Origin of the sequence: Cecembia lonarensis LW9, from assembly GCF_000298295.1 — a bacterium.
Taxonomy (GTDB): domain Bacteria; phylum Bacteroidota; class Bacteroidia; order Cytophagales; family Cyclobacteriaceae; genus Cecembia; species Cecembia lonarensis.
In genome coordinates this window covers 44,985-69,249 of the sequence record NZ_AMGM01000011.1, presented here as the reverse complement: position 1 = coordinate 69,249, position 24,265 = coordinate 44,985, and the positions used below count along the sequence as shown (strand labels likewise).

General features: G+C 43.2%; 20 protein-coding genes. 4 read left to right on the top strand and 16 right to left on the bottom strand.

All coding sequences use genetic code 11. The features are described from left to right. The first annotated feature begins 78 nt into the window (after window positions 1–78). The gene (locus tag B879_RS05585) at window positions 79–873 is read left to right on the top strand and encodes a DUF2798 domain-containing protein (protein ID WP_040400301.1); all 795 of its coding nucleotides are present in this window, start codon (window positions 79–81) and stop codon (window positions 871–873) included. A 15-nt stretch (window positions 874–888) separates the two neighbouring features. Here the strand turns inward: B879_RS05585 and B879_RS05580 are convergent, their stop codons facing one another. The 4 genes from B879_RS05580 to B879_RS05570 are packed head-to-tail and all read right to left on the bottom strand — an operon-like array spanning window position 889 to window position 5,555. Continuing rightward, on the bottom strand, window positions 889–1,941 hold the full coding sequence (locus B879_RS05580; protein WP_009184179.1) for a 2-oxoacid:ferredoxin oxidoreductase subunit beta: 1,053 nt from the start codon (window positions 1,939–1,941) through the stop codon (window positions 889–891). Further along, complete coding sequence (locus B879_RS23505) at window positions 1,916–2,260, bottom strand: hypothetical protein (protein ID WP_009184178.1); 345 nt, start codon at window positions 2,258–2,260, stop codon at window positions 1,916–1,918. Before B879_RS23505 ends, B879_RS05580 begins: the two co-directional genes overlap by 26 nt. 2 nt (window positions 2,261–2,262) lie before the next feature. Beyond that, entirely contained in the window at window positions 2,263–3,753 is a 1,491-nt protein-coding gene (locus tag B879_RS05575) for a 2-oxoacid:acceptor oxidoreductase subunit alpha (RefSeq protein WP_009184177.1), read from the bottom strand. Continuing rightward, window positions 3,750–5,555, bottom strand: a complete 1,806-nt coding sequence (locus B879_RS05570; RefSeq protein ID WP_009184176.1) for an FAD-dependent oxidoreductase — start codon at window positions 5,553–5,555, stop codon at window positions 3,750–3,752. The genes B879_RS05575 and B879_RS05570 overlap by 4 nt, the downstream gene beginning before the upstream one ends. A 171-nt stretch (window positions 5,556–5,726) precedes the next feature. Here B879_RS05570 and B879_RS05565 point away from each other — a divergent pair, with 171 nt between their 5' ends. Beyond that, window positions 5,727–6,500 carry an SDR family NAD(P)-dependent oxidoreductase gene (locus B879_RS05565; protein WP_009184175.1) on the top strand — a complete coding sequence of 258 codons (774 nt, stop codon included), beginning with the start codon at window positions 5,727–5,729 and terminating at the stop codon, window positions 6,498–6,500. On the opposite strand, the gene B879_RS05560 is transcribed toward B879_RS05565, so the two are convergent. Continuing rightward, window positions 6,501–7,616 carry a serine hydrolase domain-containing protein gene (locus B879_RS05560; RefSeq protein WP_009184174.1) on the bottom strand — a complete coding sequence of 372 codons (1,116 nt, stop codon included), beginning with the start codon at window positions 7,614–7,616 and terminating at the stop codon, window positions 6,501–6,503. A 150-nt stretch (window positions 7,617–7,766) separates the two neighbouring features. Between B879_RS05560 and fucP the strand changes: the two genes are divergently transcribed. Next, entirely contained in the window at window positions 7,767–9,029 is a 1,263-nt protein-coding gene (gene fucP, locus B879_RS05555; RefSeq protein WP_157231539.1) for an L-fucose:H+ symporter permease, read from the top strand. 13 nt (window positions 9,030–9,042) lie between these two features. On the opposite strand, the gene B879_RS05550 is transcribed toward fucP, so the two are convergent. From B879_RS05550 to B879_RS05495, 11 genes are all read right to left on the bottom strand, one after another. Next, window positions 9,043–9,774, bottom strand: coding sequence for a 3'-5' exonuclease (locus B879_RS05550; protein ID WP_009184172.1), 732 nt, complete (start codon window positions 9,772–9,774; stop codon window positions 9,043–9,045). After that, complete coding sequence (locus tag B879_RS05545) at window positions 9,719–11,665, bottom strand: DUF294 nucleotidyltransferase-like domain-containing protein (RefSeq protein WP_009184171.1); 1,947 nt, start codon at window positions 11,663–11,665, stop codon at window positions 9,719–9,721. The genes B879_RS05550 and B879_RS05545 overlap by 56 nt, the downstream gene beginning before the upstream one ends. Window positions 11,666–11,739: 74 nt before the next feature. Beyond that, window positions 11,740–13,632, bottom strand: a complete 1,893-nt coding sequence (gene acs, locus B879_RS05540) for an acetate--CoA ligase (protein ID WP_009184170.1) — start codon at window positions 13,630–13,632, stop codon at window positions 11,740–11,742. A gap of 34 nt (window positions 13,633–13,666) precedes the next feature. After that, complete coding sequence (locus B879_RS05535; RefSeq protein ID WP_009184169.1) at window positions 13,667–14,023, bottom strand: response regulator transcription factor; 357 nt, start codon at window positions 14,021–14,023, stop codon at window positions 13,667–13,669. Beyond that, complete coding sequence (locus B879_RS05530; RefSeq protein ID WP_009184168.1) at window positions 14,016–16,760, bottom strand: ATP-binding protein; 2,745 nt, start codon at window positions 16,758–16,760, stop codon at window positions 14,016–14,018. Before B879_RS05530 ends, B879_RS05535 begins: the two co-directional genes overlap by 8 nt. A 307-nt stretch (window positions 16,761–17,067) precedes the next feature. Beyond that, window positions 17,068–18,753 carry a sodium:solute symporter family protein gene (locus tag B879_RS05520; RefSeq protein ID WP_009184166.1) on the bottom strand — a complete coding sequence of 562 codons (1,686 nt, stop codon included), beginning with the start codon at window positions 18,751–18,753 and terminating at the stop codon, window positions 17,068–17,070. A 20-nt stretch (window positions 18,754–18,773) separates the two neighbouring features. Next, a complete protein-coding gene (locus B879_RS05515; RefSeq protein WP_009184165.1) occupies window positions 18,774–19,037 on the bottom strand; it encodes a DUF4212 domain-containing protein in 264 nt (87 codons plus the stop codon). A gap of 21 nt (window positions 19,038–19,058) precedes the next feature. Continuing rightward, on the bottom strand, window positions 19,059–20,504 hold the full coding sequence (locus B879_RS05510; RefSeq protein ID WP_009184164.1) for a hypothetical protein: 1,446 nt from the start codon (window positions 20,502–20,504) through the stop codon (window positions 19,059–19,061). 139 nt (window positions 20,505–20,643) lie between these two features. Next, window positions 20,644–21,066: a transposase-like zinc-binding domain-containing protein gene (locus B879_RS05505; protein WP_009184163.1), complete on the bottom strand. Its 423-nt coding sequence runs from the start codon at window positions 21,064–21,066 to the stop codon at window positions 20,644–20,646. Between the two features lie 132 nt (window positions 21,067–21,198). Beyond that, window positions 21,199–21,984, bottom strand: coding sequence for a ZIP family metal transporter (locus B879_RS05500; RefSeq protein ID WP_009184162.1), 786 nt, complete (start codon window positions 21,982–21,984; stop codon window positions 21,199–21,201). Window positions 21,985–22,007: 23 nt separating this feature from the next. Continuing rightward, window positions 22,008–23,069, bottom strand: coding sequence for an FAD:protein FMN transferase (locus B879_RS05495; protein WP_009184161.1), 1,062 nt, complete (start codon window positions 23,067–23,069; stop codon window positions 22,008–22,010). 158 nt (window positions 23,070–23,227) lie between these two features. Here B879_RS05495 and ruvB point away from each other — a divergent pair, with 158 nt between their 5' ends. Next, the gene (gene ruvB, locus B879_RS05490) at window positions 23,228–24,262 is read left to right on the top strand and encodes a Holliday junction branch migration DNA helicase RuvB (RefSeq protein WP_009184160.1); all 1,035 of its coding nucleotides are present in this window, start codon (window positions 23,228–23,230) and stop codon (window positions 24,260–24,262) included. Window positions 24,263–24,265 lie beyond the last annotated feature (3 nt).

The window sequence follows — 24,265 nt, the reverse complement described above, 5'->3', positions numbered from 1 at the left end:
TTCCTATTTATATCAAATGGTTTTTTGTATCTTAATTCCATTGAGTTGAAGGGGCTGAATAGCACCTACCGCATAAGCATGAAAAGACTCCATCTTTTTGAATTTGAAGATTTCCCTTGGTTTCCCAATTGGATAAGAGCACTCATGACCAATTACATTCAGTCTTTTCATAAAATACTGCAAACCGACAAGCTTCTTCTACCTTTGGTGAAAAAAGGGCTTTTGTATAGCGATACGGATCAAATCATTGACCTTTGTTCAGGTAGTGGAGGACCCATGATTGAAGTTTTTAAAAGTCTCAAGAGGGAAGGCCGCTTTTCAAATTTGCAAATGAAATTGACAGATCTCTATCCAAACCAGAAAGCCATAGCATACCTTCAGGAAGAAGAGATCAAAGGTTTATCCTACCAAAATAAACCTCAAGATGTAACTCGACTTAATCCCAAAACAAAGGGGCTGCGCACCTTGGTGAGTGGCATGCACCACATGAGACCGGAGATGGCGAGAAAAGTACTTCATCAAGCCCAATCCAGTCAGCAGCCGATTTTGGTTTTTGAAATTTCTGACAATTCCGCTCCAACTTTTTTATGGTGGTTGGCTATTCCCGTTGCTTTTCTAATATCCTTGTTTGTTACTCCCTTTGTTCGACCATTGACCTGGAAGCAATTAGTCTTTACTTACTTGGTTCCAATAGTCCCACTTTTCATTGCTTGGGATGGTGCTGTATCCAATGTGAGGACTTATACTTTGGAAGACATGGTAAAGCTGACAGATGGTTTATCTGATGATCATTACCAATGGGAAATGGGTAAAATCAAAGGGAAAGGAGGAAATAAACTCTATCTCTTGGGTAAGCCTGAAAGGACTAATTAAGCCGATATTGAGGATTTACCTGTAACCGGCATTAATGGAAAGCAGGTTTTCTTCACCAGGACAAAGATCAGATTCATCAAGCCGGTTCAATGGTTTATGATAGGTGTTCAATACCCCGTGAAGGTCTTTCCATTCCGAATTCACATACAAGAGTCCTGTTAGAATTTCTTGCTTTGCCCGTGCCTGTTGCAAGGCATTTACAGCAGAAATTCTATTTTCGGGATCCCAATCAGTGGCCAATTTATTCAATTGGATCAAGGAACCATCATGTAAAGCAATTCTGGATGATTTTCCGCTTTCATAGGAGGCCTTTATTTCGGGCATTTCAGGGACGAAATCCAAGGTGGAGGTGGCCTCTATATGCTCCCTGACATAATCATAAGACTTGGTGGATCCAGGGTTGTTGTTGAAGGTGACACAGGGTGAAATGACATTGAGGAAAGCAAAACCTTTATGTTGCATGGCAGCCTTGATCAAGGGTACCAATTGCTGCTTGTCCCCGCTGAAGCTCTGCGCCACAAAGGATGCCCCCAGTTCTATGGCCATGCTTGCCAAGTCTATGGCTTGAAAGGGATTGATGGAGCCGGCTTTACTTTTGGATCCCTGATCTGCTGTAGCGGAATCCTGCCCCTTGGTCAGGCCATAGCAACCATTGTTCATCACAATGTACACCATGTTCAAATTTCTTCTTATCACATGAACAAACTGTCCCATGCCAATGGAAGCGGAATCCCCATCTCCGGATACCCCAAAATATTGCATATCCTTGTTGGCCATGCTGGCACCTGTAGCAACAGAAGGCATTCTGCCATGTACCGAATTGAATCCATGGGAATTGCCCAGAAAGTAGGTAGGTGTTTTGGATGAACACCCAATACCTGAAATTTTAGCTACTTTATGGGGTTCAACCGCCATTTCATAACAAGCCTGTACGATAGCTGCACTGATACTGTCATGGCCACAACCTGCACAAAGGGTGGACAGAGAACCTTCATATTCTTTTAGAGTATACCCCAGTTTGTTTTTGGGCAATCGGGGATGCTTAAACAGTGGTTTTAGATAACTCATGGACTTGCTTTTTTTCTAAGGATAAATACTGGGTAATTTCATTTTTGATCTTGTCTGCCGTGATCGGCATCCCGTCATAGTTCAGAACTGGTGCCAACTTGGAAGGAGCAGTGTCCAATTCCATGATGATCATTTTCCGCATTTGTGCATCCCGGTTTTGTTCGATGACGAAAACTAAGTTATGGGAACTGATAAATTCTTCCACCTCTCTTCCAAAAGGGAAAGCTTTGATACGGATGGCATCCAAATGTAAGCCTTCCTCAGCGAGAAGATCTTTTGCTTCTTCTGCAGAAAACTGTGAAGTACCAAAAAACAGCATGCCTATTTCTGATTGGTTTTTTCTTGATACAATTGTGCTTTTGGGACCAAGCTTTTGGCGGTATCCCATTTTTTTAAGAGCCTGTCCATATTTCTTTTGTATGCAGCTCCATCTTCTGTGTAGGCTGCATACTCATCCTTGGAGGTGCCTCTGGTGAAAAAAGCACCTTTGGTGGGATGCGTGCCTGGATAAGTGCGGTAAGGAATGCCATCGCCATCCACATCCAGGTATCTGCCAAATTTCCCTACATGTTCCAACTCTTCTGCTGACAACACTTTTCCACGGTCATATTGCCTGCCATCCTCCCAATGAAAAGGTTCAGAAATATGGTCATTCATGCCCAGATCAAGGTCTGTCATGACCATGATGGGGGTTTGAAGTCTTTCTGCCAGGTCTAGGCTTAGAGCCGTATAGTCAAAACACTCTTTTGGTGAGGCGGGGAGTAAAAGCACGTGCTTGGTGTCTCCGTGGGAGGCATAAGCTGCCAATAGTAAGTCAGGTTGCTGGGTCCGTGTGGGCATACCGGTGCTTGGGCCTGCCCGCTGTACATCCACCAAGACAGCAGGAACTTCTGCAAAATAGGCCAATCCCAAAAATTCATTCATTAGAGAAACTCCTGGTCCGCTAGTGGCAGTAAATGCCCTGGCCCCATTCCAACTTGCCCCAATAACCATCCCCATAGCGGCCAGTTCATCTTCGGCCTGAATGATGGCATATTTATGTTCCCCTGTATCAGGATCTATTCTGAACATTTTACAATAATGCTCAAAAGCTTCGGCTACGGAGGTAGAAGGGGTGATGGGGTACCAGGCCATGACCGTTGCCCCGCCATATACAGCTCCCAAGCCACAAGCGGTATTGCCATCCACCAGGATTTTATCTACAATGAGATCTCTCTTTTCCAAATGAAAGGGTAATGGGAAATCAAAATGTTTTGCTGCATAATCCAACCCCAACTGTAGTGCTTTCATATTGGCATCGATCAACTGGGCCTTTCCTTCAAATTGCTCACCAATCAATACCTTGATAGCTTCAACTTCCATGTTGAGCAATTTGGCCAAGGCTCCCACATAAATAATGTTTTTTAGCAGTTGACGCTTCCTTGGATCAGAGAATGCCTCATTGGACATCTCCATCATGGGGACGCCAAGGTAATGGATATCATCCCTAAGGTATTCAGCGGGCAACTTCTTGGTGCTGTCATACATGAAATACCCACCAGATTTCACATTTTTAACATCCTGAGCCATGCTTTGGGGATTGACACAGACCATCAGGTCAATGCCTTCCCTTCTACCCAAGTAACCTTTTTCACTAACCCGCACTTCATACCAGGTCGGCAGGCCCTGAATATTGGAAGGAAAAATGTTTTTGGGTGTCACAGGAATGCCCATCCTGAAAATGGTTTTGGCAAACAGGAAGTTTGCACTGGCAGACCCGGTGCCATTGACATTGGCAAATCGGACTATAAAATCATTGATTGCTTTCTTCATTTTTGTATCTGGGGTAGGGGTGCTGGCATTTGATAAGCTTTGGTTACCGAATAAAGGAATTTCTGCATGTCCCAGGCAGAAGTGGGGCATCGTTCGGCACAAAGTCCACAGTGTAAACAAACATCCTCATCCTTGACCATAACCCTTCCTGTTTTCAGTTGATTGGACACCAAAAGGTCCTGAGTCAGATTTTCTGCAGGAACCAGAAGTTTTTGTCTCAATTCAGGTTCTTCTGCATTGGCAGTAAAAGTGATACAGGAAGTTGGGCACACGTCCATGCAGGCATCACATTCTATGCATCTGTCCGCAGTAAAAACAGTCTGAACATCACAGTTCAGACAGCGCTGCGTTTCTTTAAAAGCAATAGGGACGTCAAAACCCAATTCTACTTCCTTTTTTCTATCTTTTAGTGTAATTGTTTTTTCAGCTTGGGGGACTACATAACGCTGGTCTATGGAAATGCCCGAGTCGTAACTCCATTCATGGATTCCCATTTTTTGGCTGACCAAGTTGGTGTAAGGCGAGGGTCTTTCTCTTAGGTTTTTTCCTTCACAAAACAGGTGGATGGAAACTGCAGCCTGATGTCCTTGGGCCACCGCGGTGATGACATTTTTTGGACCAAAAGCAGCATCTCCTCCAAAAAATACAGCAGGTAGGGTAGATTGGTAAGTCACTGCATCTACCACAGGCATCCCCCATTGGTCAAATTCCAGGCCTAGGTCCCTTTCAATCCAAGGGAAGCTGTTTTCCTGCCCTATGGCAATCAGCACCTCATCAGCTTCTAGAAAAACTTCTGGTTCATCGGTGGGTAATAACTGCCTTTTTCCGTTATCATCATAGACGGCCTTGACTTTTTGGAATTTCATGCCGATCAGTTTTTCATCTTTGACTTCAAAGCTCAAGGGCACATGGTTGTCCAAAATCTCTATGTCTTCGTGGAGGGCGTCCTCTTTTTCCCAGGGAGAAGCTTTCATTTCTTCAAAGGGGCTCCGCACAACTACTTTGACATCTTTTCCACCTAATCTTCGGGAGGTCCTGCAACAGTCCATGGCCGTATTTCCTCCTCCGAGCACAAGCACTTTCTCTCCAATGGATTTGGTATGTTCAAAAGCTACATTGGCCAGCCACTCTATGCCAATATGGATGAATTTATCCCCTTCCTTTCTTCCTGGTAATTTGGGTAGGTCCCGGCCTCTAGGGGCACCCGTACCTACAAAAACAGCATCATATTTTTGGGACAATACCTCTCTCAGGCTTTTCACATAAGTGAGGAATTGGGTGTGTATGCCCATGTCCAGAATATAATTTACTTCTTCATTAAGTACTTCTTCGGGGAGTCTGAAAGAAGGAATTTGGCTCCTCATCATGCCCCCTCCGGCAATCTGCTCGTCAAAAAGATGAATTTCGTAACCCAAAGGGGCAAGATCCCTAGCAACGGTTAATGAGGCAGGTCCTCCTCCGATCAGGGCAATTTTTTTGCCATTGGGCGTGAAAGGCCCTTGGGGCATCAGTTTTTTAACATCGCCCTTGTTATCTGCCGCAACCCGCTTGAGCCTACAAATGGCCACAGGTTCTTCCTCTACCCTCACCCTCCGGCAGGCAGGTTCGCATGGGCGGTCACAAGTTCTTCCCAAAACCCCGGGAAAGACATTGGACTCCCAATTGACCATATAGGCCTCTGTATATTTTTCAGCGGCTATCAGGCGAATGTATTCCGGGACGGGTGTGTGGGCAGGACAAGCGTATTGGCAATCCACCACTTTGTGGTAATATTCTGGGTTTTGTGTATTGGTAGGTTTCATTGGTATGCTGGGTTAATAGGTTGGAAACCAAAAATCCTTCAAGCTTAAATCTAATGATTTTCAGAATTTAATGCGCTTTTTTTCTTTTTTAAAAGTGAGTATATTTTGAATAGCTCTAAAAAAGACAAATATTACAACTACAATCTGGCCAATCTCTCGGTTTAACTTCTTATGGAAAAACAAAATAAACTACAAGGAAAGACCTTTATCATCACCGGTGCAAGCAGTGGAATGGGAAAAGCCACTGCCTTACTATTTTCCAAAGAAGGAGCGGAATTGGTACTTAGCGGTAGAAATGTAGAAAGGGGTATTGAATTGGTTTCCGAAATTGAAACTATGGGAGGCAAAGCCATTTTTTTAGCTGGGGATGTGGCAGAATTAACCCACAACCAAGCCTTAGTTGAAGCGGCTTTTCAGCATTTTGGCAAACTGGATGGGTTAGTCTGTCATGCAGGGATGCTTGGGCTTGGTGCCATTACTGATTTGGAGCCATCGCTATGGCGGGAGACATTTGCTGTGAATGTAGATGCTGTCTTTTATCTGCTAAAGTTTGCGCTTCCCGAGTTGCTGAAAAGGCCCTCTGCTGCTGTCGTGATCAATGTTTCCATCGCAGCCTATAAATCTTTTCCTAACCATCCGGCTTACTGTGCCTCAAAAGCGGCATTATTGGCTTTGGCCAAGCAGGCAGCTGTGGAATATGCGCCTAGCATCCGGATCAATAGCATTTGTCCCGGTCCTGTGGACACTCCCTTGATCCATGCCTCTGCAGCAGCTTTCCCAGATCCTGCAAAGGCTGTGGAAAATGCGGGAAAGAACACCCTGCTACAGCGGTTGGGACAACCGGAAGACATCGCCAAGCTTTGTTTATTTTTAGCCTCGGAGGAATCCTCTTGGATTACAGGAGCTGCATTCAATATTGATGGGGGCATTTTAGCAAAGGGTTAATCACCATTTGCCTAAAGCTTCCAAGGCCTCATTGATCAATTCATCCTTGCTTTCATGGGCATTGTTGTTGAGCATGATCAAGGTTTTGTTCTGATCGATCAATCGGATGATGATGGTTCGATAGCCCGGATTATCGCCAGTGTGGGAGACGATACGCCCAAATGGAGAATTTAAATCCAAATCCCAACCGAATCCATAATTGTACTTACTGCCATCATTCAAAACCATGGGCATGAAAGCTTGGGTCAAAGTGTTGCTGTTTACCAATTTGCCGGTGTAAAGTGCCTGATCCCAGCGCAATAAATCATGAGCTGTACTGCTTATTCTTCCCGGCCCCTTTCTGTTCCCCAACCAGACGGTATAATCTGAGGCATGGAATCGGTTGGCGTTGATATATTTTCCCTCCTCATCCAATAAATGTCCTGCAGCAAAATTTTCAACAGCAGCTTTTTCTTCCAAGGTACGAATATCGGTATCGGTCATGCCCAAAGGTTCAAAAATCCATTCTCTTGACAATTCTATAAAGTCCCTTCCCGTTACCTGTTCCACTATGCTGGCCAAAAAAACATAGCCTGTATTGCTGTATTCATATTTCTCTCCAGGTATGGCCAGCATGGGTGGTTGGTAAATCCTGAGGTATTCCAATATGGCTGCATTGTCAGCCACTTTACTCTTATCCCAATGCTTGTCCATCACCTCTTGATAATCTGGAAGTCCATTGGTGTGGGTAAGCAGTTGGCGTATAGTAATACCGGAATAGGGCGTCTCTAAATATTCTTCCATCAGGTCACTATAACTCAGCAGGCCTCTTTCAGCACACATCATGATCATCATGGCTGTAAACTGTTTGGACACAGAGGCCATTTCAAAGACATCTGTAGACATTAGAGGGATTTCCTTTTCAAAGGAGCGGTATCCTACCGCCTTTTCAAAAATGATTTCTCCGTCTTTTGCCAAGAGCAAAACTCCCGAAAAACCGCTAGATTCCGCTTTTTCCATGGCCTCGATGGCCTTTTCTTCCTGGGCAAATGTGGTATTGTGAAAACAAATGCCAATTAGTAAAAGCGGTAGCAAATACCTGCCAATACCTTTGGTTTTATTTGATGCTTCTGTCATTGTTAAAGACTACTTTTTTAAAGGTAAACAATATGATACAATTTTGCGGATTAATTTCCCTGTTTTTGCAAGCAAAATACTTATCTGACAAGCACTTTGACAGATCAAAAATTTTGGGCTAATTTATTGGTCTTTAACCCATGACCCAACGTGAAAAAAAGAGTCCCTTCTCCCCAATTGGCATTTGTTCTGATTACCTCCCTGTTTTTCTTATGGGGGTTGGCTAATAACATGACGGATACGCTTCTGGCAGCCTTTAAGAAAATCATGAGCATGTCTGATTTTCAGACTTCTTGGATACAGATCGCTTTTTATGGCTCTTATTTTTGTCTGGCCATACCTTCGGCCATTTTGATCAAGAAGTATTCTTATAAATCCGGTATTCTGATCGGGTTAGGGCTGGCTGTTATGGGGGCCTTATTGTTTTATCCGGCAAGCATCAGCATGGTGTATGGCCATTTTTTGTTTGCCTTGTTCGTTTTTGCTGGGGGCTTATCGGTGCTGGAAACGACGGCCAATCCATACATTTTCGAATTAGGGCCTCTGAATTCAGCGGTAAGAAGACTTAATCTGGCCCAGTCATTCAACCCCATTGGTTCCATTACAGGGGTCTTGTTGAGTAAGTTTTTCATACTTTCTCATCTCAATCAGGCTTCAGCGGAGGAAAGGGCTGTAATGGACAGCAATGCGCTTTTTGAGATTCAGAAGGCTGAATTATCAGCGGTGATGGGGCCATATGTGGGGATTGCATTTGTGATGCTGGCCATTTGGTTAGTCATTTACTTTTTAAAAATGCCGGATGGCAGGGATACGGGTAAAGAGCTGGAGCTTAAAACAGGCTTTCTTCGTTTACTGGCCAATCCAAACTACAGAACGGGAGTAATTGCCCAGTTTTTTTATGTAGGTGCTCAGATTGGTGTCTGGTCTTTCACGATCCGATATGTGATGCAGGAATTGGGCATCAATGAAGCGGATGCGGCCACTTATTACCTGTATGCCATTGTTCTATTTATGGTGACCAGGTTTGTCAACACCTATTTGATGGGGTATTTAGTTCCCAGTAAGTTATTGGTTTTCTTTGCTGCTTTGGCCATGCTGTTATGCTTATCGGTAATTTACACCGGAGGAATGCCAGGAGTGATCAGTTTGATTCTAATTTCCGCTTGCATGTCCCTGATGTTCCCAACCATTTACGGCTTGTCCATTAAGGGTCTTGGAAAAGACACCAAGTTAGGGGGCTCAGGATTGGTGATGGCCATTCTTGGCGGGGCGGTACTGACTTCTATTCAAGGCTTGGTGTCAGATTTTACCCGAAGTATAGAAACGTCATTCTGGGTGCCTTTCGTGTGCTTTTTTGTAGTGCTTGTTTTTGGTTGGAAATCCAAAGTTTCTATTAAGGGGGGGCAAGAATAAATGTAATCCCTAATTAACGCATCAAGGTACCATAATCATTAATGCCTTTTTTTTCTGCCAGTTTTAAGAGTTTCATGAGCAATTGGGCGGTAAGGAAGGCATCACCTGCGGCCGTGTGCCTGTCATCCAGTTCAATGCCGTATCTTTTACAGAGGCTGTCAAGTGCAAATTCTCCCGGTTTTCCCATGCTGCTGTCAAAATGGGGGCCTTTTTCCAATCGCATGGCCAAATATTGGGTGTCAAGTACCGGGTTAAGGAGTTTTTTAAGTCCAAAGGGTCTCAGGGCCTTTTCCAGCATGGCCAAATCAAATCCCACATGGTGCCCCACTAAAATGTCAGTACCTACATATTTCAAAAACTGTTGGGCAAAGTCTTCCAAGCGCATGGGGGAAAGAGTATGTATGATTTCATGTACCTGAATGGCTTCAGCATTCGCAATAGGCACTTTGAGGTACCATTCCTTTGAGGAGGAAATGGGAATGGTGAATTGCTGTAATTTAATCGCTCCAAAAGAAATGATATAATCCTTTTTTGGGTCTAAACCGGTGGTCTCCGTATCTAATATGATAAATGTCAATTGGGAAATAGGTCTTACTGCTGCGATTTTTTTTTCAAAAAGAGCCTCATAATCGGCTATAAAAGCCGCTTTAGGGATTTGCTTAGGCCTTAAAAAGTCAAATAAACCCATATCAACTGCCGAAATAATCCAACTGAAACCTGACTCGAATGATTTTTTGTAACTCATCTATGGGCGCAAATGCATTCTTCAGGAGCTGCCTTTGAAGTTTGCCCAATTTCTCCGGCTGAATATACCTGCCGGAATTGCCTTCCTGAAGTCCTTCTGTCGCCCGCATCCTCATGAGGATTTCATAGGCTTTGCCAGCTTCAAGCATTAATTCCCTGTAGTTGGGTTCAATGTCAGCCAGCTTTTCAAAACGTTTGAATGTATTATTGATACCTATCAGACGATGACTGAGAATTAACAGTCGCGCGATATCAGCCAAAGGCATCATGGCCCTCAGTTTGATGTCAAATTTGTCCTTTTGTTCTCCAGATTTCTCCACAATGAAATTTCTGAAAAATCCTAGGGGTGGAGGGTTTAAAAGGGCATTCTTGGCCAGAAAGTTTAGGAAAATAGATTTTCCTGCAATCTCATTGTAGATATGCTCCGAAAGCTCTTCTGCCAATACCTTATGGCCTATGATGGGTCTGAAATCAAAAAAGATGGTGGCATTCATTAGGGCTTCTTGGTTGGGGCTATGAATCCAATCTGAAAACAGTTCCTTCCAAGAAGAGAGCGGTTGACACCATTTAGGATTATTGGCCATGATTTCTGCGGGACAAGCTTCAAAGCCACAGGCCAAAAGGGTTTCTATAACATCTGATGCTATCAGTAGCATATAGGCCTGGGTGGATTCCAGTTTTTCTTTGGGTACATCTTCAAAGACAATGGCGTTGTCTAGGTCAGTTCTCAGCAATTGCTCTTCTCTGCCTTCACTTCCCAGGGACATGAAGCAGAATTTTACTTTTGATGCTTCAGGATGGGCTGCCTCATGTTTTTTACAGGCCATTTGGACAGCCCTTCTGATGATGGTATCATTGATTTCGGAGATGATATTGGCTACAAAATCCATGGAGACTTCATTTTCAAGGTAATACCTTAAAAGGTGCTCAGCCCTTTCCCTTATTTTTGCCATTTCTGACAGGTCCCAGGTATTAAGTAGGGCATTGATCAGAACTGCAGGGCTATTGCCTTGAGAAAGCAGGATATCATGGTCAGAAAGAATACCGGTCACTGGACTATCCGGGCTGCCATCTTCTGTGAAAATCAAGTGATGTAACCTGTTTTTGATCATGGTAAGATAAAGATCTGAAAAAGCAGCATCTTTCTTTTTGGTGATGACCGGTGAAGTCATCAGCTCATCGATGGGGGTATCGTAATTTTTGTTTTTGGCGATTAACCGATTTCTCAGGTCTTTATCGGTCAAAATACCTATCGGGTGTTGTTTGAGGTTGGTGATGACGATGGATCCTACCCCTTTTTCGGCCATAGCTACTACCGCCTCTTGAATGCTTGTCCCTTGGGCGCAGGTAAGCACCTGTGAAGAGTAATTCAGGTCGGATTGCCCTGTAAAAATCAAAAGTCCAGCATCTTTGGAGACTTCTTTAAAGGTGGTTCTTGCTTTTTGAGATTGGGAAAGGTCTGTCCGTACCACTACCTGCCCTGAGGCAAACCCAGCTGCAAAATACAAGGCGACGCGACTGTTTTCTTGGAGGATTTTTTCAAAAGCGGCAACAGGGATGGCATAGATAAGGCTGTCTTCTTTGGCCTGTGCATTGAGAATGTAAGGCCGCCTGCCCAATAATGCCAAGACTCCAAAAACATCTCCTTCATCACAAACTTCCATCACCTGAACCTCTTCTTTTTCTTTTTCTGTCAAATGGACAGTGCCTTCTTTCAAGACAAAAAAGAACTTTTGGGCTGGATCACCTTGCAAAAATAAAAATTCATCCTTGGCAATAAAACGGACTTCTACCTGTTCTGCTACCAAAGTCAGTGCATCATCATTCAGGAAACTAAATGGGGGGAAACGTTTGAGGAATTCCTTGACCCTATTGACAATCACGTTGGCCATAATAGATGCATTTTAAATAGAAGGAGACCAGGTGGGGGATTTCCCCTCCTGGTTTGGATTCCATGATTCTGATTTTATTTTCGACCCTCAATGATCTGATTGACCACTTCAGGATCTAACAGCGTGGAGGTATCTCCCATATTATCGGTGACGCCTTCTGCTACTTTCCTTAGGATTCTCCTCATGATTTTCCCGGACCTGGTTTTTGGAAGTCCCTGCACAATTTGGATTTTATCCGGCTTCGCTATCGGGCCAATGATTTTGGATACGGTATCCTTGATTTCATTGACCAGGTTTTCTTCGGTTCTATGGGTCATGTCGCAAATCACATAAGCATAGATGCCCTGGCCTTTGATGTCATGTGGGTATCCCACCACTGCAGATTCTATCACCAATGGGTGTTCGTTGATCGCATTTTCTACTTCTGCGGTGCCCATGCGGTGTCCGGAGACGTTGATCACATCATCCACACGGCCTAGAATTCTGTAATAACCGTCATGGTCACGCTTCACCCCATCTCCTGTAAAGTACATCCCCTTGTAAGTGGAGAAGTAGGTTTGCTTACACCTTTCATGGTCTCCCCATGTGGTCCTGATCATGGAAGGCCAAGGGAATCTGACACAAAGGTTTCCTTCTACAGAGTTGCCGGTCAACTCATTCCCTTCAGGATCCACAATGCACAACTGTATGCCAGGAAGCGGTAAGGTAGCAAAAGCGGGTTTAGTGGGGGTAATGCCCGCTATAGGGGAAACTAAAATGCCTCCAGTCTCAGTTTGCCACCAGGTATCCACGATAGGGCACCTGGATTGGCCAATGTGCGTGTAATACCATCTCCAGGCTTCTTCATTAATCGGCTCTCCTACGGAGCCCAATACCTTGAGAGAATCCAGGTTATACTTTTCTATGGGCTCAGTGCCATAAGCCTGTAAGGCTCTGATAGCCGTAGGGGCAGTGTAGAATTGGTTGACCTGATGTTTTTCCACTACTTGCCAGAACCTACCTGCATCAGGATAAGTTGGCACACCCTCAAACATCACTGTGGTTGCCCCGGCCAGCAATGGGCCATAGACAATGTAAGAGTGACCGGTGATCCAGCCAATATCAGCAGTACACCAATAAACATCTCCTGGGGCATACTGGAACACATTTTCAAAGCTATATTTGGTGTAGACCATATAACCGGCAGTGGTATGAACCACACCTTTGGGCTGACCTGTAGATCCAGAGGTATAAAGGATAAATAAGGGGTCTTCGCTGTCCATTTCCTCAGCGACGTTATGATCTTCTTGGCCTTCCAGTACTTCATGCCACCAATAATCCCTGCCTGATTTCATTTCTATATCCTGACCTGTTCTTTGGCATACAATAACTGTTTCTACAGAAGATTTCTCAAGGGCCTCGTCAACCACTGCTTTGACAGCGATTTTTTTGTTACCTCGGAAGTTCCCATCGGATGTCAGTATGGCCTTGGCTTCGCAGTCATTGATTCTGTCAGCAAGTGCTGTAGAGCTGAAGCCCGCAAATACCACAGAGTGAATGGCTCCTATTCTGGCACAGGCCAACATGGCTACTGCAGCCTCTGGAATCATGGGCATGTAGATGATGACCCGGTCTCCTTTGACAATGCCTTTTGATTTTAAGGCATTGGAAAATTGGCAAACCTGATGGTATAGCTCTTTATAGGTGATTTTTTTACTTTCTTCATTGGGATCATTGGGCTCCCAGATTAGGGCCACTCTATCTCCGTAAGCAAAAAGATTTTTTTCGAAAATATTCTCTGTAATGTTTAGCTTGCCATTGACAAACCATTGCACATTGGGGCCTTTAAAATCCCATTTGAGAACCTTGTCCCATCTTTTTTTCCAATGAAAGGAATCTGCAATACGTGCCCAGAAATTTTCAGGTTCGGCTACTGATTTCTGGTATTCGTAGAAGTACCCACTAAGGGTATGTATCCTATCGCTCATAATGCTATTGTTTATTAGGTTATTGTAAATTGATTTAATTCATTAAAATTTTAACTTTTTGGACAAGATCTTTGGTGGAAAAAGGTTTAGTCAGATAAAGATCAGCGCCTAGGTTGAGTCCTTTTTGCACCTCCTGTTGTTTGCTTTTGGCTGTCAGGAATATCACTTTGGTAGCCAAATGCCTACTTTTCAGGTGACGGCAAACTTCATACCCATCCACCTTGGGCATCATAACATCCAAAATCACCAATTCTGGATCCATTTCTTCAATGATTCCCAAAGCTTCTTCCCCATCTCTCGCAATGAAGACTTTATATCCTTCTTTTTTGAACAGAAACTCCAGCGATAGCAGTATATTGGGTTCATCGTCTACAATTAAGATTTTATTCATACTGATTGGATAGTTTGGATTTTTTCTTGAGCTCTTCCTGCACAGGCAAGGTAAATTCAAAGCAAGTCATCCCTGCCTTTCTAAAGACATGAATACTGCCACCGTGGTACTCTACAATTTTTTTGGAAATGGCCAATCCAAGGCCACTGCCTATGGGCTTTTTACTGGTTTGGTTTTTAGCCTGAAAGAATTTGTCGAATATATAAGGGATTTCTTCCTTTGGTACTCCCTTCCCATCGTCCAATACCCGTATAAGTAATTGATTTTCTTTTTCATATTTTGCCTCTAAGACCACCTTGGTCTTGGCAAATTTGGAAGCATTAGAGAGCAGGTTGAGGATCACCTGTTTGATCCGGTCCTCATCCATGCTGATTTCCAGGTCTTCGAAATCAAGTTGGATATCAAATTTCAGCCCCTTTTCCTTGAATACCTGCAGCATACTTTCTGCAGCCTGTAGAATCAAAATTTTCGCATCTGCTCTATCCATGCTGAGTTTCTGTCTGCCTGAATCAAAGCGTTCCAAATCCAGAACCTGATCAATTAAACGGGTCATCCGGTTTGTTTCCTCTATGATAATATGGAGAAATTTTTTCTTGTCTGCATCTGGAAGGTCCTCATCCAGCAAAATCTCCGAAAAGGCCCTGATGGAAGTAATGGGCGTTTTCATTTCATGCGTCACAGTAGAAATGAAATCATCTTTAAGCATATCATTCAGACGTAGGGTTTCATTCATCTCCTGGAGTTTGTCAGAGGCTTTTTTTAGCTCCTTGCTTTTTTGTTTCAATTGCAAGTTGAGGGACTTTAATTCTTGGGTTTCTCTCAAGATACCCAAAACTTCTTCCATACTGATTTCTTCCTCTTTGACCACGGATCCGACCATGATCCTGGCAGATGCAGAGCCAATAATCCCGGAAAGAATTCTTTCACAATAATTTACTAATTCAGGGTCAGCGAAACGTATTTTGTCCAGTGCTTTACCGGATTTATCAGCATATTGGGCAAAAGCTAAACTGGTTTTTTCCTCACCAAGAAAATTCTTCAGCAGGGCTCTCAGGTCAGGTAAGTAAGCCTGTCCTTTCCAAACGATCGAGCTGTCCAGGGTGGTGCTGTATTTGAATATATCCACAAAGACCAAGGCTTGGTTATGTTCTTTTGAGGATTGCTCCGAAAAGAGTGAGATGATCACATAAAGTAGAATATTAATGGAGAGGCTGAAATAAAGACTATGGGTGACATAGCTCATGCCTTCCATACCCAAAAGGCTATAAGGTTTTATAGCGGAGATGCCAAACAGGCCCTCTGTCATCAAACTTTCGGGAAGGTAACCTGCGGTGATGATGGTAGGTACCACCAAAGTATAAAACCATATGCCAAAACCGGCAATAATTCCCCATAGTGCCCCTAACCTTGAGCCAGTTTTCCAAAAAATTCCGCCTATTATAGAGGGGGTAAATTGTGCAATGGCCACAAAAGAAATCAGCCCAATTGAAACCAGGGAAAACTGTCCTGATACTTCCTTATAATAGACATAAGCCAATAGGATGATCACGAATATGCTTGCCCTCCTGATCCAAATAACCCTTCCTCCCAGTTCATTCTGGAATTTGCTTTTAAGTTTTTCATTCACCAACAAGATGGGGATAATCAGGTTATTGCTGATCATATTGCTGAGTGCAATGGTAGATACAATGATCATACTGGTTGCAGCCGAGAAGCCACCCAGATATACCAAAAGTGTTAACCAGTTTTTTTCATAGGCAATGGGCAGTGCGAGAACAAAAGTATCCGCATCAACATTGCCATCAGAAAAATGGACCAGGCCGCCCAAGGCGATTGGAATCACAAAAATATTGATCAGTAAAAGGTAAAGTGGGAAAAGCCACATGGCCTTGTCCAAATGTTTTTCGTTGCTGTTTTCCACAACAGCCATTTGGAATTGTCTGGGTAGAAATAAAACGGCCATCATGGAAAGGACACTCATCCAAAACCACTCTGTTGGCCCCTGATCACCCTGCAGCACAAAGAGATGGTCTAAATTTCTCAAACTGGCTTGTTCGAAAATATCTTTGAAACCATCATACACGAAATAGGTAACGAAAACACCTACGGCTATAAATGCCAATAATTTGAATAAAGATTCAAAGGCCACAGCCATGACCATGCCTTCATGTTGGGCAGTGGCTTCAGCATCTCTGGTCCCGAAGAGGACTGTAAAAAAGGCCAAACCAATAGCGAGGTAAAATGCGGTATCCTGATAAAAAGGAATATTCAATGCTTGTACTGGGCTTTCTGCATATTGGAGGATATCAAAGGAAGTGGCAACCGCTTTGATTTGAATAGAGATGTATGGAAGGATGCCCAAAAAGCAGAACAAAGTCACTACACCGCCCAAGGTAATATTTTTGCCATATCGACTTGAAATAAAATCAGCAATGGATGAAATGCCCTGAACTTTACTGATGCGGATAATTTTCCGCATGATGATCCACCATAGGGGTGCTACTAAGCTCGGACCAATGTAAATGGTTAGAAATTCAAGCCCATTTGTGGCAGCCCTCCCGACAGAGCCATAATAAGTCCAGGCCGTGCAATAGACGGCCAATGAGAGTGCGTAGATATAGGGGTTGGAAGCATAGCTTTTTCCTTTCTTTGCGGATTGTTCCGAAAAGAAGGCTATGGCAAATAACAGGGCCAAGTAGCCAAAGGTGAACGCTATGATCAAACCTTTACTGAGCATTTTTTGAAGAATCGGTTTTCTTGATAATCCAATAAGTCAGTATGATAATCAAAAGCCAGAAGAAGAAAACCCAGAAGTACAGAACAGGAATGCCCGACCACTTTTCCTGAATATTATAAACAGACAGCAAAGGGTAATTCAAAAGACATAACCCTAATAAAAACAACCCCCACAAGTATTGGCTTTTTGCTTTGGCTTTCATTGGACCTTTAATGAAATTATAAATTACAGCTTTTGTGTAATGGAAAAAAGGGAGCCCTGACATTTCTCCTGTCAGGCCCCCTTTTATCACTCAATCAACCTTTATTTAATGTGCATGGGCTTTTCCGGCACCTCTTGGGATACGGATCTCTTGAATCATATCTTGGACGTCCTGTGGTGGGGCAGGGGTGGCTTTGGATACAGCGTAGCATACTACAAAATTTACTAACATACCAATAGAGCCTATTCCTTCTGGCGATATGCCAAACCACCAATGATCGGCATTATTGATTTCCGGATTGATGAACTTGAAATAAGTGATGTACAAAATGGTAAAGGTAAGACCGGATATCATACCCGCAATAGCGCCTTCCTTATTGATTCTGCTTGAGAAAATCCCCATGATGATGACCGGGAAGAAAGAAGCTGCAGCCAATCCAAAGGCAAAGGCTACTACTTCAGCCACAAAACCGGGAGGGTTAACGCCAAAGTAACCTGCTAATCCCACAGCACCTGCTGCCGAAATTCGTGCAATTAAAAGCTCTCTTTTTTCAGTCATATCTGGCTTGAATGTTCTGAATAGGTCGCGGGAAACAGAGGTAGATATTACCAGCAACAAACCTGCAGCAGTAGAAAGTGCTGCCGCCATACCGCCCGCAGCTACAAGTCCTATCACCCAATTGGGTAATTTGGCGATTTCCGGACTGGCTAGCACCATGATATCGCGGTCAATGTTCATTTCATTGGTGGCCGCTACAGGAGTATATTGGACAATGCCGTCTCCGTTTTTATCCTCGATATTGATCAGGTTAGTTTTTTGCCAATTACCCACCCATTCAGGAAGGTCATTCACAGGTTGTCCCGCTACGGTATCAATGGCATTGTAAATTCCAAAGGCTGCTACTGCTGGTGCGGTGGTATATAATATGGCAATAAAAACCAGTGCGTATCCGGCAGAAAGACGGGCATCTTTTACCCTTGGTACGGTAAAGAATCTAACGATCACATGTGGTAAACCTGCTGTGCCCACCATCAAGGCCAAGGTAATGGCAAATATATCTCCCATGCCCTTTCTTCCAGAGGTATATTCTGCAAAGCCCAAATCGGTGAGGACTCCATCCAATTTTTGTAAAAGGGGAGTTCCATCGGCTACGGTATCACCCAGACCTAATTGAGGAATTGGGTTACCAGTTAACTGCATGGAAATAAAGATGGCCGGTACCATGTATGCAAAAATCAATACACAATACTGGGCCACTTGGGTATAAGTGATGCCTTTCATACCGCCTAGAACAGCGTAGAAAAACACAATACACATACCAATGATCACTCCAGTATTGATGTCTACTTCCAAGTACCTTGAAAAAACAATACCTACCCCCCGCATCTGACCGGCTACATAAGTAAAGGAAATAAACAAGGCACAGATGACTGCTACCACACGTGCCTTATTGGAATAATACCTGTCCCCGACAAAATCTGGAACAGTAAATTTTCCAAATTTTCTCAAGTAAGGAGCTAGAAGCAAGGCTAAAAGTACATAGCCTCCGGTCCAGCCCATCAGGTAAACCGAGCCGTCATAACCAGCAAATGCGATGATCCCCGCCATGGAGATAAACGAGGCAGCAGACATCCAGTCAGCAGCGGTGGCCATACCATTGGCGAGAGGGGAAACTCCTCCGCCGGCGGTATAAAATTCTTTGGTGGATCCCGCTCTAGTATAAATGGCGATTCCGATGTAGAGCGCAAAAGATGCGCCCACGAGTATGTATGTCCAGGTTAAGATATCCATGTTAAATGTTAGGTTATTGGTTATTCTTCGTTGACGTCAAATTCTTTATCCAATTGGTTCATGCGGTACACATAGACAAATATGAGTACGACAAAGGTGTAAATGGAACCCTGCTGGGCAAACCAAAAGCCTAATTTAAAGCCCCCGAATTGAATGGCATTTAAAGGCTCAACCAAAATGATCCCGAATCCAAAGGAAACCAGAAACCATATCGCAAGTAGGAAAAGAAGTGTTTTCAGGTTCTTTTTCCAGTAAGCTTTCATTTTTAATTTGTGTTCAGACATAGTATTTTGGGTTTGACATGTTTACAAGAAGATATGTGTTTGAATGATCAGCTCTCCCGCAGAACCACTTCTCTGATAGTTTTCAAACAAGGGGCGGTTGCTGTACTGAAGGGTAATTTTGGCTTGGTGGCCATTCATGTAGTAATTGAATCCCAGGTCATATTGCCAGGAACTGGTATCAAATACTTCAAAGTTTTTGTAGGTCAGGGCACCGAAGGGCTGTAATCTACCATGGTCTTCCAGTACACTTTTAGGCAAAAGATAACCTGTCTGGGAATAGAAAATATTACCCGTGCCAATGGTAGGTTGTGCATTACCAGGTCCGTTTTGGGTAGAACCTGCTCCAAAGCCTATGTTCATGATGCCCACATTACGCATGTAATTTGGTCCAAAATCATAATTATAAAATACAGCGTAGGAGGTTAAGGCAGAGCCTGATACAGGGTTTAAAGGAATGTCTAAGAAGGCGTCTAAACCAAACAGACGGATGTCATGGTAATTGGACATGCCATCCGCACTTTTTGACATGGTGGCATTGGCATGATGGTGCCAGCCTCCGCCAATATTAAAGACTTTCTTTGTACCTAAGTAAGATCCCACAAAGAAGGGAAGCTTATTGTTTTCTGTTTCAAGGAATTGATAAGCGATGTAACCCTGAGTGGCCCAATTGTCATTGACAATATTGGCTGCAATGGGGACTTGTCTGCTTTCGTCAAAACGGCCGCCGGCACCCACCGAAAAAGGCTTGTTTAGAGCCAACCTGTAATCCCATTTTTTTACCTGGCCTTTGGCATAGATTCCAAATTGTCTTGCGAATTGATCAGTAAGTTCAATCAAAGGCCAGTTGAAAATAGGTGCATCTATGGCCATAAAGTTCAAAGTACTATGGCTTGTCATTCTGGAAACGCCATTCCAGTAATGCAAACCTGTTCCTATGTAAAGTTCTTCCAAAACTTTAAACTCTGTCCAAATGTCATGGAAAAACAATTGCGGTTTTTTAGCTGACATGCCATTGGCAGTGCCCATACCTGTTTCGGGGTTTACAGTGACTGGAATACCTCCTGGGTTTCCGGTCAATCCGCCACCGGGAACACCTCCATTGGTAAAGGTCTGATTATTGATGCCCCAGTGGGTGAGCACCATAAAGCGTGGAGAGATCTGTGCATAAGCTAAAAACCTTGCACGCCTGATTCCAATGTCAAAGGAATTGTTACTGGGTTGGCCGTCCACACCTAAGGTGCCCGGGTTGTTTTCGGTGGCGCGCACCCATAACTGGTTCCATACCAGAAACCGGATGTATTTCCCGCCATCATCAGAAAGTTTGAGTGTAAGAGGCTTGTAAGAGTGATCTACAAACATCTCATCCTTGGCAGCCCTGTAATTGGCTAGGGTATCCTGACCAAATAGGGGGAACTGCAGACAAAATAAAATTAGAAGACTACCTAGCCTCTTCAATTTAGATTTCATGGTTTTTGGGTTTGTTGTTTTTGACTTTTGCAGTCGGGCCCGAACAACAAGTGGAATCTAATTTGAGAACTTGATGGTAGAATGAAAAAATAAGGGTAGATAATTGTTAATTAATTATAGTTAAAAAATTTTATTTGGATTATCGGTTTCTGAATCTTTCCCATTTGATGATCATGAATTTATCGCCCAACTCAGTGATCAGCATTCCGGTATCCGTCAAATTTTCCTTCTGTGCCATGTATTTGACCAATTCAGTGTGGTTCAATACCTTATAGGTAGGACGGTAATCGTAATTTTCAGGGGCTTTAATTTTGTATTGTTTGACCCAGTTCATGACGGAAACATGGCTCACACCCAATATTCTTTCGATTTCCCTGTATGAAATACCCTCCACATAAAGTTGTAAGGCTTTTACAACGTAATACTTATCGATGGATTTCCCCAGTTTATTAACCGTGAAATGATAACTGCATTTCTTACATTTAAACCGTTGTCTACCGCCTACTATCCCACTTTTAACAATTTTTGAATGTTCGCATTTTGGGCATATAGGCTTTTCCATATAGGCAGATTTGGGTTTTGTATATAAAATTAGCGAAAGTATATTATATTAGCAAAAAGAGATTGGCTTTCTTTAATTCAATGCTAAAACAAAATAAAATTGCGCTTTTTTCCAAAACGGCCCGTGAAAAACCTACAGTAGCATCTCCAGAGAAATAGCTAAGGCAAATGCGATCATACTGACGATAACTTTATTCAAATAGAAACGGTGATCTGGACTACTTTCAAAGAATATGGTAGTAGAAATATGGAGGAAACTGCCGGCGACGATACCATAAAATATATTCAGTGTCTCTCCTCCTAGGACGCGGCTTTCATAAAGGTAGTTGCTTAATAACATACCCATTGGGGAAGCAAGGGCAAAAATGGTCAAAAGGATAAAAATCCATCTTTTCTTTAAAGAGCTCATAAGTACTGCTACCAAGGCAAATGCTTCTGGGCCTTTGTGCAGGAGTATTCCGAAAAGTAAGTTATGGTTGCTATGATGATGGTGATGATGGTGGTGATGGTCGTGACCTGCATGATCGTGTAAGTGCGCGGATAAGGCTCCATCATTACCCAACAGAGTACCCTCTAGGAAAGCATGCATGAATAATCCAATCATAATGGTCCATACACCGGCATTAGCAGCATGTTGATGACTGGGATGATGTATATGTCCATGTTCAACGCCGGTTGAGAAAAGGGCAAGTATTTGCTGAAGAAAAAAACCAACCAGGATATAAAGTCCCATCCTTGGTGCATTTGCTGAGTCAACAAACAACTCAGGGAGGATATGCAATACAGTGATGGCAAACAAGTAAGACCCTGCAAAAACGAGAACCAACTTGAAGTATCTTTCTTCCCAACTTGGAATAAAATAGGCCAAACCGCCTGCTAGCATCGCAGTGGCAAACAAAAGGGTAAAATTTAATAACATCTCTTAGCTGCGCTTTTGTATCATTATTCGTTGATAAAGGATAGGTAGGCTTTGAGTCCTTCACTTACGAAAGATCTCAGATTTCCTGCTCCGTCATTGTATATTAAAAATATTTCAAAGCCTCCATGCTTTTCTTGCAGTTCTATGGCTTTTTCTGTCCCCATAACCATTAGAGCAGTGGCCAGTGCATCTGCTGTCATACAATCATCCGCTATAACAGTAGCACTGAGTAAGCCATGCCTTACAGGCCTACCGGTTGTAGGATCAATGGTATGCGAAATTTTCATACCACCTTCCTCATAATAATTACGGTAGTTTCCAGAGGTAGCCATCGCTTTGTCATTTAGGGCAATCACACTGAACAGATCTTCTGCTCTTCCCTCCTCTTCAGGTCGGCTTACACCAACTTTCCACAACTCCCCTTTATCATTGACTCCTCTTGCGACAAGTTCACCACCGATTTCTACAAGAAGATTTGCTATGCCTTTTTTCAGCAAGAATTCAGCAAGCACATCCACCCCATACCCTTTAGCATTAGCGCTGAAGTCCAAATAAACCCCTGCTTTGGTTTTTTTAACTTGCTTTTCATCAAAAATGACGTTATTAAAGTCTACCAATGGTAAAAGCTGTGCAATCCTGGCACTGTCCTTGGCTTGAGGTCCTTCCGGGCCAAAGCCCCATAAATTGACCAAGGGCCCAACTGTAGGATCAAATGCTCCTCCAGTCAAATTAAAGATTTCTCTACTTGATTGGAGCACAGGATGAAAAAATGGAGATTCATAGACCAAAGAATCACCTTGATTGAATCTGCTGATTTCTGAATCAGGAATGTATGTAGATAAGGACTCGTTGAAAACGAGCAATAAAGAATCAACACTTTTTTGAAAGTTTCTTCCCAGCTCATCCAGGTAAACTATGCGGTAGCTGGTACCCATAGTATTTCCGGATAAAACTATTCTGCCTGAATCAACGGTTTCTGTTTCAAGAAGTGGGGCGGTAGTACTTTGTCTGTATAAATAGACAATAGCCACCATTAAAAGCAGAACGATGGAATAAATTATGTTTTTTTTGGCGTTGCCTCCCATGTATCCTCGTAATTTTCTCGCAAGTTAATGGTTATTTTCCAAATAAAGTTCCCAGGAAACAAAATATGCAACAAGGTTGCATAAAATATTTCCTTTCTGTCTTTGAGCTTTACGCCTTGGGCTAAATTTATATCTTTGTATTTGCTGAAGCAGAAGCTATGAGAGAAGATTATTTGAGTGGTGACAAAGGAAAGTTAAATTCCTCGGATAGAGAAATTGAAAAGGCCCTGCGACCTTTGAGTTTTGATGATTTTACTGGTCAATTCAAAATTGTAGAGAACTTAAAAATTTTCGTGCTTGCTGCTAAAAGGAGAAATGAGCCTTTGGACCATGTGCTTTTGCATGGGCCTCCGGGTTTGGGTAAGACCACCTTGAGCCATATCATTGCCAATGAACTGGAAGCAGGTATAAAAATCACTTCTGGGCCAGTTTTGGATAAACCATCAGATTTGGCTGGATTACTGACCAATTTGGAGGAGGGTGATGTCTTGTTCATTGATGAAATCCACCGGCTAAATCCTATAGTTGAGGAATATCTATATTCAGCAATGGAAGATTTTCGTATTGACATCATGTTGGACTCAGGTCCCAATGCCAGGTCTGTACAGATTTCCCTCAACCCTTTTACCTTGATTGGTGCAACCACCCGTTCTGGTTTGTTGACTTCACCGCTAAGGGCACGTTTTGGTATTAACTCCCGCTTAGAGTATTATGATGCTAAATTGCTGACAGATATTGTCAGTCGTTCGGCCCATATTTTGCAAACCCCAATTGACGAAGTAGCTGCCTTTGAAATTGCAAGAAGGAGCAGGGGTACACCCAGGATTGCCAATATGTTGTTGAGGCGGACCCGAGATTTTGCGGAGATCAAAGGAGATGGCAGGATCAATTTGGAGATTTCAAAAATGGCCTTGAATGCTTTGGATGTAGATGAAAATGGTTTGGATGAAATGGATAATAGGATTCTGCTTACCATCATTGATAAGTTTAAGGGTGGGCCTGTAGGCCTTGGAACCATCGCAACAGCTTGCGGAGAAGAGGCAGAGACCATAGAAGAAGTTTATGAGCCTTTTCTTATTCAGGAGGGATACCTCAAAAGAACTTCCAGAGGGAGAATGGCTACAGAACTTGCTTTTAAGCATTTGAATATCAAACCTAATTTCGGAGGCAGTACAGGGACTTTATTTGAATGATTC